This window comes from Streptomyces sp. MMG1121 (genome assembly GCF_001280015.1).
In the GTDB taxonomy this organism is placed as follows: Bacteria; Actinomycetota; Actinomycetes; order Streptomycetales; family Streptomycetaceae; genus Streptomyces.
The window spans coordinates 1-12,835 of the sequence record NZ_LGDV01000219.1; the positions used below are offsets into that span (position 1 = coordinate 1).

General features: G+C 69.5%; 12 protein-coding genes. 3 read left to right on the plus strand and 9 right to left on the minus strand.

The genetic code is table 11. The features are described from left to right. Positions 1–316: 316 nt before the first annotated feature. The 3 genes from ADK64_RS32185 to thyX all read right to left on the minus strand — a co-directional run bounded on the left by ADK64_RS32185 (position 317) and on the right by thyX (position 4,023). Positions 317–2,002 carry a ribonuclease J gene (locus tag ADK64_RS32185; RefSeq protein WP_053664859.1) on the minus strand — a complete coding sequence of 562 codons (1,686 nt, stop codon included), beginning with the start codon at positions 2,000–2,002 and terminating at the stop codon, positions 317–319. A gap of 166 nt (positions 2,003–2,168) precedes the next feature. After that, entirely contained in the window at positions 2,169–3,068 is a 900-nt protein-coding gene (gene dapA / locus ADK64_RS32190; RefSeq protein ID WP_053664861.1) for a 4-hydroxy-tetrahydrodipicolinate synthase, read from the minus strand. A gap of 211 nt (positions 3,069–3,279) precedes the next feature. Continuing rightward, complete coding sequence (gene thyX / locus ADK64_RS32195) at positions 3,280–4,023, minus strand: FAD-dependent thymidylate synthase (protein WP_053664863.1); 744 nt, start codon at positions 4,021–4,023, stop codon at positions 3,280–3,282. A 161-nt stretch (positions 4,024–4,184) separates the two neighbouring features. Here thyX and ADK64_RS32200 point away from each other — a divergent pair, with 161 nt between their 5' ends. Then, positions 4,185–4,421 (plus strand): hypothetical protein, encoded by a 237-nt coding sequence (locus ADK64_RS32200; RefSeq protein ID WP_053664865.1) that lies wholly within the window; start codon positions 4,185–4,187, stop codon positions 4,419–4,421. Between the two features lie 90 nt (positions 4,422–4,511). Then, positions 4,512–5,066, plus strand: a complete 555-nt coding sequence (locus ADK64_RS32205) for a phage holin family protein (protein ID WP_053664867.1) — start codon at positions 4,512–4,514, stop codon at positions 5,064–5,066. Between the two features lie 82 nt (positions 5,067–5,148). On the opposite strand, the gene ADK64_RS32210 is transcribed toward ADK64_RS32205, so the two are convergent. From ADK64_RS32210 to rpsO, 5 genes are all read right to left on the minus strand, one after another. Further along, on the minus strand, positions 5,149–5,601 hold the full coding sequence (locus ADK64_RS32210; RefSeq protein WP_053664869.1) for a tetratricopeptide repeat protein: 453 nt from the start codon (positions 5,599–5,601) through the stop codon (positions 5,149–5,151). Positions 5,602–5,614: 13 nt separating this feature from the next. Further along, positions 5,615–6,367, minus strand: a complete 753-nt coding sequence (dapB, locus tag ADK64_RS32215) for a 4-hydroxy-tetrahydrodipicolinate reductase (protein ID WP_053664872.1) — start codon at positions 6,365–6,367, stop codon at positions 5,615–5,617. Positions 6,368–6,393: 26 nt separating this feature from the next. Further along, complete coding sequence (locus ADK64_RS32220) at positions 6,394–7,773, minus strand: M16 family metallopeptidase (RefSeq protein WP_053664874.1); 1,380 nt, start codon at positions 7,771–7,773, stop codon at positions 6,394–6,396. After that, positions 7,770–9,986 carry a polyribonucleotide nucleotidyltransferase gene (locus tag ADK64_RS32225; RefSeq protein WP_053664875.1) on the minus strand — a complete coding sequence of 739 codons (2,217 nt, stop codon included), beginning with the start codon at positions 9,984–9,986 and terminating at the stop codon, positions 7,770–7,772. The genes ADK64_RS32220 and ADK64_RS32225 overlap by 4 nt, the downstream gene beginning before the upstream one ends. Before the next feature lie 328 nt (positions 9,987–10,314). After that, a complete protein-coding gene (gene rpsO / locus ADK64_RS32230; protein WP_053664877.1) occupies positions 10,315–10,602 on the minus strand; it encodes a 30S ribosomal protein S15 in 288 nt (95 codons plus the stop codon). Positions 10,603–10,869: 267 nt separating this feature from the next. Between rpsO and ADK64_RS32235 the strand changes: the two genes are divergently transcribed. Beyond that, the gene (locus tag ADK64_RS32235; RefSeq protein ID WP_053664879.1) at positions 10,870–11,163 is read left to right on the plus strand and encodes a DUF397 domain-containing protein; all 294 of its coding nucleotides are present in this window, start codon (positions 10,870–10,872) and stop codon (positions 11,161–11,163) included. 66 nt (positions 11,164–11,229) lie between these two features. Here ADK64_RS32235 and eccD read toward each other — a convergent pair whose 3' ends face one another. Next, positions 11,230–12,738, minus strand: coding sequence for a type VII secretion integral membrane protein EccD (gene eccD, locus ADK64_RS32240; protein ID WP_053664905.1), 1,509 nt, complete (start codon positions 12,736–12,738; stop codon positions 11,230–11,232). Positions 12,739–12,835 lie beyond the last annotated feature (97 nt).

A 12,835-nucleotide genomic window follows, 5' to 3' on the forward strand; every position in this document is an offset into this window, starting at 1 on the left:
TCGCTTCCTTTGTACTCACCCTCTCGGGCTTTCCTCCGGGCTTCCCTTCGGTGTTTCCGACTCTATCAGATCTTTTCTCGATCCGATTTCCTCGGTGCTGTCCAGGTTCCCGCTCTCGCGTTTCCCTTTCCGGCGGTTCCGACTTTATCAGAAGTTCTGAGTCGGATTTCCCGCCCCCTCCGGGGTGCCTGTGTCCAGCACATGAAGTGCTGGGGTTCCCGGTTGGGCGGAGCCGTAAACGTACTGGAGCGGGGCGCCTCGATGCAAATCGAGGCGCCCCGCTCCAGGTTCACACGGACGAGCGGCCGTTGGGCCGTCAGACCTCCACGACGACGGGGAGGATCATTGGCCTGCGGCGATACGTGTCCGCGACCCACTTGCCGAGGGTGCGCCGGATGAGTTGCTGGAGCTGGTGGGGCTCCACGACGCCGTCCTGAGCGGACCTCTCCAGGACTTCCGTGATCTTCGGGAGCACGGCGGTGAAGGCCGAGTCCTCGATGCCGGAGCCCCGGGCCTGCACGTGCGGGCCGCCCGTGATCTTGCCGGTGGAGGCGTCCACGACCACGAAGACCGAGATGATGCCCTCGTCGCCGAGGATCTTGCGGTCCTTGAGGGCCGGCTCGCCGACATCGCCGACGGAGAGGCCGTCGACGTAGACGTAACCCGCCTGGACCTTGCCGACGATCTTGGCCTTGCCCTCGATCAGGTCGACGACCACGCCGTCCTCGGCGATGACGATCCGGTCGTGCGGGACGCCCGTGAGCGCGCCCAGTTCGGCGTTGGCCCGCAGATGGCGCCATTCGCCGTGGACCGGCATCAGGTTCTTCGGGCGGCAGATGTTGTAGAAGTACAGCAACTCGCCCGCCGAGGCGTGGCCGGAGACGTGGACCTTGGCGTTGCCCTTGTGGACGACGTTGGCGCCCCAGCGGGTCAGGCCGTTGATCACGCGGTAGACCGCGTTCTCGTTTCCGGGGATGAGCGACGAGGCCAGGATGACCGTGTCGCCGTCGACGATGCGGATCTGGTGGTCACGGTTGGCCATGCGGGACAGGGCCGCCATCGGCTCGCCCTGGGAGCCCGTGCAGACCAGGACCACCTCGGAGTCGGGGAGGTCGTCCAGCGTCTTGACGTCCACCACCAGGCCCGGCGGGACCTTCAGATAGCCGAGGTCCCGCGCGATGCCCATGTTGCGGACCATGGAACGGCCGACGAAGGCGACCCGGCGGCCGTACTCGTGGGCCGCGTCCAGGATCTGCTGGATGCGGTGGACGTGGCTGGCGAAGCTCGCCACGATGATCCGCTTGCGGGCGCCGGCGAAGACCTGCCGCAGGACGTTGGAGATGTCCCGCTCGGGCGGGACGAAGCCCGGGACCTCGGCGTTCGTGGAGTCGGCGAGCAGGAGGTCGATGCCCTCCTCGCTGAGCCGCGCGAACGCGTGCAGGTCGGTGAGGCGGTTGTCCAGCGGGAGCTGGTCCATCTTGAAGTCGCCGGTGTGGACCACCATGCCGGCGGGGGTGCGGACGGCGACCGCGAGCGCGTCCGGGATGGAGTGGTTGACGGCGACGAACTCGCAGTCGAAGGGGCCGATGCGCTCGCGATGGCCCTCCGCCACCTCCAGGGTGTACGGGCGGATCCGGTGCTCCTGGAGCTTGGCCTCGATGAGGGCGAGGGTCAGCTTGGAGCCGATCAGCGGGATGTCCGGCTTCTCGCGGAGCAGGAACGGGACACCGCCGATGTGGTCCTCGTGGCCGTGCGTGAGGACGATGCCCTCGATGTCGTCGAGGCGGTCCCGGATGGACGAGAAGTCCGGCAGGATCAGGTCGATTCCGGGCTGCTCCTCCTCGGGGAAGAGCACTCCGCAGTCGACGATCAGCAGGCGGCCGCCGTACTCGAAGACCGTCATGTTCCGGCCGATCTCGCCGAGACCGCCGAGCGGGGTGACCCGGAGGCCGCCCGCGGGGAGCGGCGGGGGCGGGCCGAGTTCAGGATGCGGATGACTCAAAAGACTCTCCTCACCACACGCGCCACGTACCGGTAGGCACGTGGCGCGTGAGACGTTCGTGCATGAGCAGTTGTTGTTGTGGACGCGGGCACCGGTGGCCCGCTGGTCCGGTTCTCTGTTCGGTTGTCTCTTCAGTTGTGAAGCTCGGGTGGTGCCAAGTCTGTTGTCAGATCTGTACCCCGCCGGCAGCAAGATCGATCTTGAGCTGGGCGATCTCCTCGGGCGAGCACTCCACCATCGGCGAGCGCAGCGGCCCGGCGGGCAGGCCCTGGAGGGCGAGCGCGGCCTTGGTGGTCATGACGCCCTGGGTGCGGAACATCCCGGTGTAGACCGGAAGCAGCTTCTGGTGGATCTCGGTGGCCTTGACGATGTCGCCCGAGGCGTACGCGTCGACGAGGGCGCGCAGGTCGGGGGTGACGAGGTGGCCGACGACCGAGACGAAGCCGACCGCGCCCACGGAGAGCAGGGGCAGGTTCAGCATGTCGTCGCCGGAGTACCAGGCGAGGCCGGACTGGGCGATGGCCCAGCTGGCGCGGCCGAGGTCGCCCTTGGCGTCCTTGTTGGCGACGATCCGGGGGTGCTCGGCGAGCCGGACGAGCGTCTCGGTGTTGATCGGGACGCCGCTGCGGCCGGGGATGTCGTAGAGCATGACCGGCAGGCCGGTGGTGTCCGCGACGGCCGTGAAGTGGCGGTACAGGCCCTCCTGCGGGGGCTTGTTGTAGTACGGCGTGACGACGAGGAGGCCGTGGGCTCCGATGCGCTCGGCCTCGCGGGCCAGCTCGATGCTGTGGCGGGTGTCGTTGGTGCCGACGCCGGCGACGACGTGGGCTCGGTCGCCGACCGCCTCGAGTACGGCTCGTACCAGGTCCGATTTCTCCGCGTCACTGGTGGTGGGGGACTCGCCGGTGGTGCCGTTGATGATCAGGCCGTCGTTGCCTGCGTCCACCAGGTGGGCGGCGAGCCGCTGCGCGCCGTCGAGGTCGAGTGCGCCGTCCGCCGTGAAGGGCGTGACCATGGCGGTGAGGACCCGCCCGAAGGGGGTCTGCGGAGTCGAGGTCGGAGCCATGGGTAACACGCTACTCGGTGCTCCAGGCAGGGTCTGCCCGCGGGGGGCCGGGAAAGTCAGGACAAATATGGAGCCCGGCACTGCCTGCTCGGGGGTTCAAGCAGTGCCGGGTCCGTTTGATCAGGCTAGATGAACTTCTCCAAATGCCGCAATACGGACACCTCACGCGGCTGACCCGTACATAGGTTCCCGGTGGGCGAACAAGGCTTCGTTACGGGGCCACGCGGCCGTTCGCATTGAAGGCCGCGTACGTCAGCGGCATGAGCGCCGCCCACTCCGCCTCCATCTTCTCGCCGACCATCTCGATCTCCCGCTGCGGGAAGGACGGCACCTTGGCCAGCTCGTGCTGGGTGCGCAGGCCGAGGAAGTGCATCAGGGAGCGGGCGTTGCAGGTGGCGTACATCGAGGAGTACAGGCCGACAGGGAGGGCCGAACGTGCGACCTCGCGGGCGACGCCCTCGGCGAGGAGCTTCTGGTACGCCCCGTACGCCTGCTCGTAGGACTCCTCCAGGGTGCTGCGCACCGTCTCGTGCTGGGCCGGGGTGCCCTCGACGAAGACGTACTTGCCGGGACGGCCCTCCTGCACGAGCTTGCGGGAGGTGTCCGGGACGTAGAAGACCGGCTCCAGCTCCCGGTAGCGGCCGGACTCCTCGTTGTACGACCAGCCGACGCGGTGCCGCATGAACTCGCGGAAGACGAAGATCGGGGCGCTGATGAAGAAGGTCATCGAATTGTGCTCGAACGGGCTGCCGTGCCGGTCGCGCATCAGGTAGTTGATCAGGCCCTTGGAGCGCTCGGGGTCCTTCTTCAGCTCGTCCAGGGACTGCTCGCCGAGCGTGGAGACGCGGGCGGCGAAGAGGACGTCGGCATCCGACGCGCTGGACTTCACCAGCTCGACGGTGACGTCACTGCGCAGGGTGAGCGACTCGGGGGTGGTCACGGAGGTCCTTCCCATCACTTCTTCAGGTTCGCGGCCCACTGTACGGGGCGGCTCTGACAGTCCCGCACAGTGACCTTCTCGCGGATTTTTTCGGACATGGGCACCTTTTGTGCCAATCGAGCGTCTGTACCAGTGAGGCCCGAAAATTCGATCTCTCGAGAGGAGAGGTGCCCGCCATGTTCCGTCGGCGTGAGCCCGTGCCCTTCGCCTTCCTGGCCGAGGCGGACAGGTTCAACAGCAATGTCGCTCCCCCGCCGCGCCAGCGTGCTTCGGCCGGGCAGATAGCCGGGCGCTGGCTGCTGGGGCTCACCATCACCGCCGGGATCGTTGGCGCACTCGTCCTCGGTATGCCCGCGCTGTCCACCCCCGCCCATACCCCCGTGCAGCAGTCGCAGGCCGCCGACGGGCGCTGACCCTTCCGGCCGCCCACGGGTGGTGAGCGCGAACACGGCCGGATAGCCTCACCGGGCACAGCCCGAGCAAGGATTGAGTGAGGACCAGCCGTGCCCCTGCCCTTCCTGACGGCCGACCGTCCCTTCGAGGCCGCGTCCGAGAGCGCGCTGCCCTACGACGACCGGGAGCGCTGGCGGCGTCCCTACCGCCCCGGGCCCTGGCGGGTGGGTGTGGCCGCGCTGGTGCTGTTGCTGGCCTCCTTCGTGCTGTTCGCCGCGGTCGCCATCGCCCTGACCGACTCGGTGTCCTCCGCCGGGGCGGTCCTCGTCACGGCGCTCGTGGTGATCGCCGCCGCGCTGCGGCTGCTGCGCATGGGCGTGTGGGTGAGCGGGCACGGACTGCGCCACGTCGGCTTCCTGGTGACGCGTACGGTGCCGTGGGCACGGGTGGTGTCGGTGCGGACGGTGCAGCAGCCGGTGCGCTGGCTGGGGCTGCCCCGGACGGTGCAGGGGCAGGCGCTGGTGCTCGTGCGCGAGGACCGGCCGGCCGAGGACACGCCTCCGCTGCTGACCACGCACGCGCTGGACTTCCTGGCCCGCGCGACCGCCTTCGACCGGGCAGCGGACACCGTGGAGGCCTGGGCCGCGGAGTACGGGCGCGGCTGACGGCCGCAGGCACGCCGAAGGGGCCGGTCCGCCGTGTGCGGGCCGGCCCCTTCGGCGTGCCTGCCGTGCGGCTCCCCGCGGCTCAGGCCGGGACCGGTTTGCCGTCGTGCAGGGCGATGGCCCGTTGCATGGCCTTGCGCGCGCGAGGGGTGTCACGGGCGTCGTGGTAGGCGACGGCGAGCCGGAACCAGCAGCGCCAGTCGTCAGGGGACGCCTCCGTCTCGGCCTTGCGCTTGGCGAACACCTCGTCGGCGGAGTCGCGGTCGATGCGGCCGCTCGCGGTGCGCCGCAGCTCGTCGACAGGCAGGGCCCCCTCGGCGTCGAGCTGGGCGGCGAGCTGGTTGGCCTTGCGGACGAACTGGGTGTTCTTCCACAGGAACCACAGTCCGATGACCGGCAGGATCAGGACCGCGACCCCGAAGGTGACAGTCAGGAGCGTGCCGGACTGGATGAGCATGACGCCGCGGCTGCCGACCAGGACGAAGTAGAAGACCAGGACGGCGGCCGTGACGAGGTAGGTGAATTTCGCGCGCATCGCAGGGACTGTCTCAGCTCAGGTCCAGGAAGTGCTCCAGGCCGAAGGTCAGGCCCGGAGTGGTCACCACGCGGCGGGCGCCGAGCAGGATGCCCGGCATGAAGCTGCTGTGGTGCAGGGAGTCGTGGCGGATGGTGAGGGTCTCGCCCTCGCCACCGAGCAGCACCTCCTGGTGGGCCAGGAGGCCGCGCAGGCGTACGGCGTGGACGGGGATCCCGTCGACGCTGGCGCCCCTCGCGCCGTCCAGGGCCGTCACCGTGGCGTCCGGCGCCGGGGCGGTGCCGGCGGCCCGGCGGGCCTCGGCGATGAGCTGGGCGGTGCGCGTGGCGGTACCGCTGGGCGCGTCCACCTTGTTCGGGTGGTGCAGCTCGACGACCTCGACCGACTCGAAGTACGGCGCGGCGATCTGCGCGAACTTCATGGTCAGGACGGCGCCGATGGAGAAGTTCGGCGCGATGAGCACACCGGTCCGCGGGGACTCGGCCAGCCACCCCGTCAGCTGCGCGAGGCGCTCCTCGGTCCAGCCCGTCGTACCGACGACCGCGTGGATGCCGTGGCGCACGCAGAAGCCGAGGTTGTCCATGACGGAGTCGGGGGTGGTCAGCTCCACGGCGACCTGGGCACCGGCCTCCGCCAGGGTCTCCAGCTTGTCCCCGCGGCCGAGGGCGGCGACCAGCTCCATGTCCTCGGCGGCCTCGACCGCCCGGACCGCCTCGGCCCCGATCCGGCCCTTGGCGCCGAGGACCGCCACGCGCAGCTTGCTCATCTTCTTCGTTCCTTAAGGGAGGTGTGTCAGGCGACGGCGTCGTGCAGGCGTGCGGCCTGTTTGTCCTTGAGCGGGCCGATGACCGACAGCGACGGGCGCTGTCCCAGGATGTCGCGGGCGACCGAGCGGACCTCGTCCGGGGTGACCGCCGCTATCCGGTCCAGCATGTCGTCGACGGACATCTGCTCGCCCCAGCACAGCTCGCTCTTGCCGATACGGTTCATCAGCGCGCCGGTGTCCTCGAGGCCGAGGACGGTGGAGCCCCGGAGCTGGCCCACGGCGCGGGCGATCTCGTCGTCGGTGAGGCCGTTGGCGGCGACGTGGTCGAGTTCGTCGCGGCAGATCTTCAGCACGTCGTGCACCTGGCTCGGCCGGCAGCCGGCGTACACCCCGAACAGGCCGCAGTCGGCGAAGCCCGAGGTGTACGAGTACACGCTGTAGGCGAGGCCGCGCTTCTCCCGGACCTCCTGGAAGAGACGGGAGGACATGCCGCCGCCGAGGGCGGTGTTGAGCACGCCCATCGCCCAGCGGCGGTCGTCGGTGCGGGCGAGGCCGGGCATGCCGAGGACGACGTGCGCCTGCTCGGTCTTGCGGCCGAGCAGTTCGACCTTGCCGGTCGTGCGGATCCTGCGGCTGCCGTCGCGCGGGGCGATCGGCTGCGCGTCGGCGTTCTTGAAGGCGCCCGCCTTCTCGAAGGCCGCGCGGACCTGTCGTACGACCTTGTTGTGGTCGATGTTGCCGGCGCAGGCGACCACGAGGTGGGTCGGGTCGTAGTGCTTCTTGTAGAAGCGGCGGATGCGGTCGGCGCTGAGGGCGTTGACCGTGTCGACCGTGCCGAGGACCGGGCGGCCGAGGGCGTTGTCGCCGAACATGGTGTGCGCGAACAGGTCGTGCACACAGTCGCCGGGGTCGTCCTCGGTCATGGCGATCTCTTCGAGGATCGCGCCGCGCTCGACGTCGACGTCCTCTTCCAGGATCAGCGAGCCGGTCAGCATGTCGCAGACGACGTCGATGGCGAGGGGCAGGTCGTTGTCGAGCACGCGCGCGTAGTAGCACGTGTACTCCTTCGCCGTGAACGCGTTCATCTCGCCGCCGACGGCGTCGAGGGCGGCGGAGATGTCCAGTGCGCTGCGCTTCCGCGTGCCCTTGAACAGCAGGTGTTCCAGGTAGTGCGTGGCGCCGTTCAGAGCGGGGGTCTCGTCGCGGGAGCCGACGTGCGCCCAGATGCCGAAGGTCGCGGAGCGGACCGAGGGCAGGGTCTCGGTGACGATGCGCAGGCCGCCCGGGAGGGTGGTCTTGCGGACCGTGCCGATGCCGTTCTGGCCCTTGATCAGGGTTTGGGTACGGGCGACGGCCCGCGCCTCCGAAGAGGGGCGGGCCGTCACCTTGGAGCTACGGGACGTCACTGCTCGGCGTCGTCCTTGTTCTCGTCGCCCTCTTCGCCCTCGATCACCGGAACGAGGGAGAGCTTGCCGCGGGAGTCGATCTCGGCGATCTCGACCTGGACCTTCTGGCCCACACCGAGGACGTCCTCGACGTTCTCCACGCGCTTGCCGCCGGCGAGCTTACGGATCTGCGAGATGTGCAGCAGACCGTCCTTGCCCGGCAGCAGGGAGACGAACGCACCGAAGGTGGTCGTCTTGACGACCGTACCGAGGTAGCGCTCGCCGACCTCGGGCATCGTCGGGTTGGCGATGCCGTTGATCGTGGCGCGGGCGGCCTCCGCCGAGGGACCGTCGGCGGCACCGATGTAGATGGTGCCGTCGTCCTCGATGGTGATCTCGGCGCCCGTGTCCTCCTGGATCTGGTTGATCATCTTGCCCTTGGGGCCGATGACCTCACCGATCTTGTCGACCGGGATCTTGACGGTGATGATCCGCGGGGCGTGCGGGCTCATCTCGTCGGGCCGGTCGATGGCCTCCATCATCACGTCGAGGATGTGCAGACGCGCGTCGCGGGCCTGCTTGAGGGCCGCGGCCAGGACGGAGGCCGGGATGCCGTCCAGCTTGGTGTCGAGCTGGAGGGCGGTCACGAAGTCCTTCGTGCCGGCGACCTTGAAGTCCATGTCGCCGAAGGCGTCCTCCGCACCGAGGATGTCGGTGAGGGTGACGTAGTGCGTCTCGCCGTCGATGTCCTGGGAGATCAGGCCCATGGCGATACCGGCGACCGGGGCCTTCAGCGGCACACCGGCGTTCAGCAGCGACATGGTGGAGGCGCAGACCGAGCCCATGGACGTCGAGCCGTTGGAGCTCAGCGCCTCGGAGACCTGGCGGATCGCGTAGGGGAACTCCTCGCGCGTCGGCAGGACCGGCACGAGGGCACGCTCGGCGAGGGCGCCGTGGCCGATCTCGCGGCGCTTCGGCGAGCCGACGCGGCCGGTCTCGCCGGTGGAGTACGGCGGGAAGTTGTAGTTGTGCATGTAGCGCTTGCGGGTCACCGGGGAGAGGGTGTCCAGCTGCTGCTCCATGCGGAGCATGTTGAGGGTGGTGACGCCCAGGATCTGGGTCTCGCCACGCTCGAACACCGCGGAGCCGTGCACGCGCGGGATGGCCTCGACCTCGGCGGCCAGCGTGCGGATGTCGGTGACACCGCGGCCGTCGATGCGCTTCTTCTCCTTGATCACGCGCTCGCGGACCAGCTGCTTGGTGAGCGAGCGGTACGCGGCGGAGATCTCCTTCTCGCGGCCCTCGAACTCCGGCAGGAGCTTCTCGGCGGCGAGACCCTTGACGCGGTCCAGCTCGGACTCGCGCTCCTGCTTGCCGGCGATGGTGAGCGCCTGGGCCAGCTCGGGGCGGACGGCGGCCGTCAGGGCCTCGAAGACGTCGTCCTGGTAGTCCAGGAAGATCGGGAACTCGCCGGTCGGCTTGGCGGCCTTCGCGGCGAGGTCCGCCTGGGCGCGGCACAGGACCTTGATGAAGGGCTTCGCGGCCTCAAGACCGGCGGCGACGACCTCCTCGGTCGGCGCCTCGGAGCCGCCCTCGACGAGCTTGATGGTGCCCTCGGTGGCCTCGGCCTCGACCATCATGATCGCGACGTCGCCGTCCTCCAGGACGCGGCCCGCGACGACCATGTCGAAGACGGCGTCCTCGAGCTCGGTGTGCGTCGGGAAGGCGACCCACTGGCCGCGGATCAGCGCGACGCGGACGCCGCCGATCGGGCCGGAGAAGGGCAGACCGGCCAGCTGCGTGGACGCGGACGCGGCGTTGATCGCCACGACGTCGTACAGGTGGTCGGGGTTGAGCGCCATGATCGTGGCGACGACCTGGATCTCGTTGCGCAGGCCCTTCTTGAAGGACGGGCGCAGCGGGCGGTCGATGAGGCGGCAGGTGAGGATCGCGTCCTCGGACGGCCGGCCCTCACGGCGGAAGAAGGAACCGGGGATCTTCCCGGCCGCGTACATGCGCTCCTCGACGTCCACCGTCAGCGGGAAGAAGTCGAGCTGGTCCTTGGGGTTCTTGGAGGCGGTGGTGGCCGACAGCACCATGGTGTCGTCGTCCAGGTACGCCACGGCGGAGCCGGCGGCCTGCTTGGCCAGGCGGCCCGTCTCGAAGCGGATGGTACGGGTACCGAAGGCGCCATTGTCGATGACGGCCTCGGCGTAGTGGGTCTCGTTCTCCACTAGCGTTTTCTCCGTTACGTATCGTCTTTCGTCCCTTGGCTGCCCGTGTGGCAGGGGGACTGTGGTGGAGAAGCGCGCCGTCTGGTGCGGGCCGGTCTTCGATCGAAGCACCCGGGGCTCGCTTCCCCCCGGGGGCCACTACCGAGGACCGGCGGCGGCGAGGTGCGCTTCTCCTCGTTCTTGGTCGTGCGTCGTGCGTCGTTCTGTGTCGTGCGTATTGCGTTGTGCTACCACACTACAAAGCGTGTGTGACACTCCGCACGTTTCCCCGTATACGGCAAAGGGAGCGGCCCCCGAGTCCTTCGGGAACCGCTCCCTTCACGGCGTCTTACTTGGCGCCCGCCGCACCACGGCGGATGCCGAGGCGGTCGACCAGCGTACGGAAACGCTGGATGTCCTTCTTCGCCAGGTACTGGAGAAGGCGGCGGCGCTGACCGACGAGGATCAGCAGGCCACGACGGGAGTGGTGGTCGTGCTTGTGGGTCTTGAGGTGCTCCGTCAGGTCGGAGATCCGACGGGAGAGCAGAGCGACCTGGACCTCGGGGGAGCCGGTGTCACCCTCCTTGGTACCGAACTCGCCGATGATCTGCTTCTTCGTAGCGGCGTCGAGCGACACGCGTACTCCTCATAGTCTGTTGAATGCCGCCGAGTGCCCCCGGTCTACGTCTCGGGGAAGCTTCCGTTACTCGGGAGGCGGGGATCCGCTGGGCGCGGCCACCAGAACCTCGACGGTTCCAGGGGTGCGTACACAAACGGCCGTCAGCCAGGGTACCAGGAGGTGGCGGGCACCTTTCCCCCGGTCTTCGAACCGCCGGGGCCGGGCGCCCGCGGCCACTAGGGTGAGCGCCGGGACCGAACGTACTCGGGAAGGGGTCGCTGCACGATGACGGAGACGGAAGCGGAGATCAAGGCGCGCAAGGAGCGGGAGCGGGACGAGCTGTACGCGCTCGACATCTCGGACGTCGAGTGGCACTGCGCCCCGGGCACCGAGGAGCACGAGGAGCGCGTCGAGATCGCCTACCTGCCCGAGGGTGCGGTGGCGATGCGCTCCTCCCTGGACCCCGACACCGTGCTGCGCTACACCGAGGCGGAGTGGCGCGCGTTCGTGCTGGGGGCGCGGGACGGGGAGTTTGATCTGGAGCCCACTGAGCTCAATGGGGGGCTTGCGGCTCAGTGAGCGCGACGTGAGAAAGGGCGGCACGCACGCGTGCCGCCCTTTTCCGTGCCGTCCTGGCGCCGGCCCCTAGCTGGTCATCGCCCGCGCCCGCGCGTAGACGTCGAACACGGCCAGTGCCAGCGGGATCAGCGTGAGCAGGACGAAGCTCTCGGCGATCTCCAGGAAGCGGCCCCAGAACGGGGTGACTCCGCGGCGCGGGGTGATCAGACCGATCGCGGTGACCAGGGCGGTGGCCGCGCCGACCGCAGCGGCGAGCCAGATGCTGCGGATGTCCAGGGCGGTGGTGTCGCCCCGGAAGGCGTCCAGCAGATAGCCCTTGGGCGGGTTCAGGGCGAGCCCGAGCCCGAGGAAGACGATCGCGGCCAGGCCTGCGGCCAGGGTGGCACCGACCTGCGCCGTGTAACGGAACAGGTGCGCCCGCATCAGCATCGCCACGCCGGTCGCGAGGGCGAGGAGCTGGGCCCAGATGTTGCTGGAGAAGCCGAGGACGATCGACGCGCCCACGGCGACGAGGGCACAGCCTCCGACGAGACCGACGAGCAGTTCGTGGCCGCGCCGGGCCTGGGCGGCCACGCGCTCGAGGTCCACCGGCTCCTGAGGTGCGGGCTCGCCGGTGTCGTAGCCGCCGCGGGACGGGTTGGGCGGTTCGAAGCCGATGGGCAGCCGGGCGAAGCGCATCGACAGGCCCGGCAGGAAGGCCAGCGCCACGACGGACAGCGGGGCGCAGACGGCTGCCGTCTCGATGGGCTTCAGATCGGTGAGGATCGCGATGAAGGTGGTGATCAGACCGATGGCCGAGGCGAAGACGAACGCCACGAAGGGTCCGTCACCGCCCGGCGACACCAGGGTGAGCACCAGGGCCGCGACGAGAACCGCCGTACAGGCGAGCAGGAACTGAAGCCGTCCGATGCCCTCGCCTGTGGAGAGCGGGAGCAGTCCCGAGCCGGCCACGGCGACGTTCGGCAGAGCACCGAGTCCCAGCGCGACCGCGGAGCCTCGGTCGTCGTACACGCGCGCGCGTACGCATGCCAGGGTGACGAGCAGGATGCCGGTGACGCCCGCGATGACGCCCTGCAGACTGTGCATGTCGTGGCGGACCTGGGAGCTCCAGGCCACGAACGCGAGCAGCGCGGGCAGGATGCCGCCCGCGACGAGGCCGGCGGCACGGGTGAGGTCGCCGCTCCACAGGGTGCGGTCGCGCGTGACGGCGGAGGCCACCGCCTCGGAGACGTCGTCGAGGACGGCGGGCGGCAGCGACTCCGCGAACGGGCGCAGGGTGAGCAACTCGCCGTCGAGGATGCGCTGCGCCGTGAACGACCGGGCTCCGTCGAGGACCGTGCCGTCACGCCGTACGAGGTGGTAGCCGACCGGAGCGCCCTCGGTGGGGCTCTGCTGGGACAGGCGCAGAATCTCCGGGTAGAGGTCGGCGACCGGGACGTCGTCGGGCAACGCCACGTCGATGCGGCTGTCCGGCGCCACGATGGTGACCCGGCAGAAGCCGAATCCCATGCCTGCCCCGGAAGGGGCTCCGGTGCCCGGTCCGCCGGTCGCGCCGGCAGGCGCGGAGGCCGTCATGCTCACCTGCTGTTCCCCCTCGTCGGCGATGGGGCGGCAAGCGACGCCGCCGCGCACCCTTCCGCCCGTAAAGATCCTGTGTAGGTTGTGCAGCGCC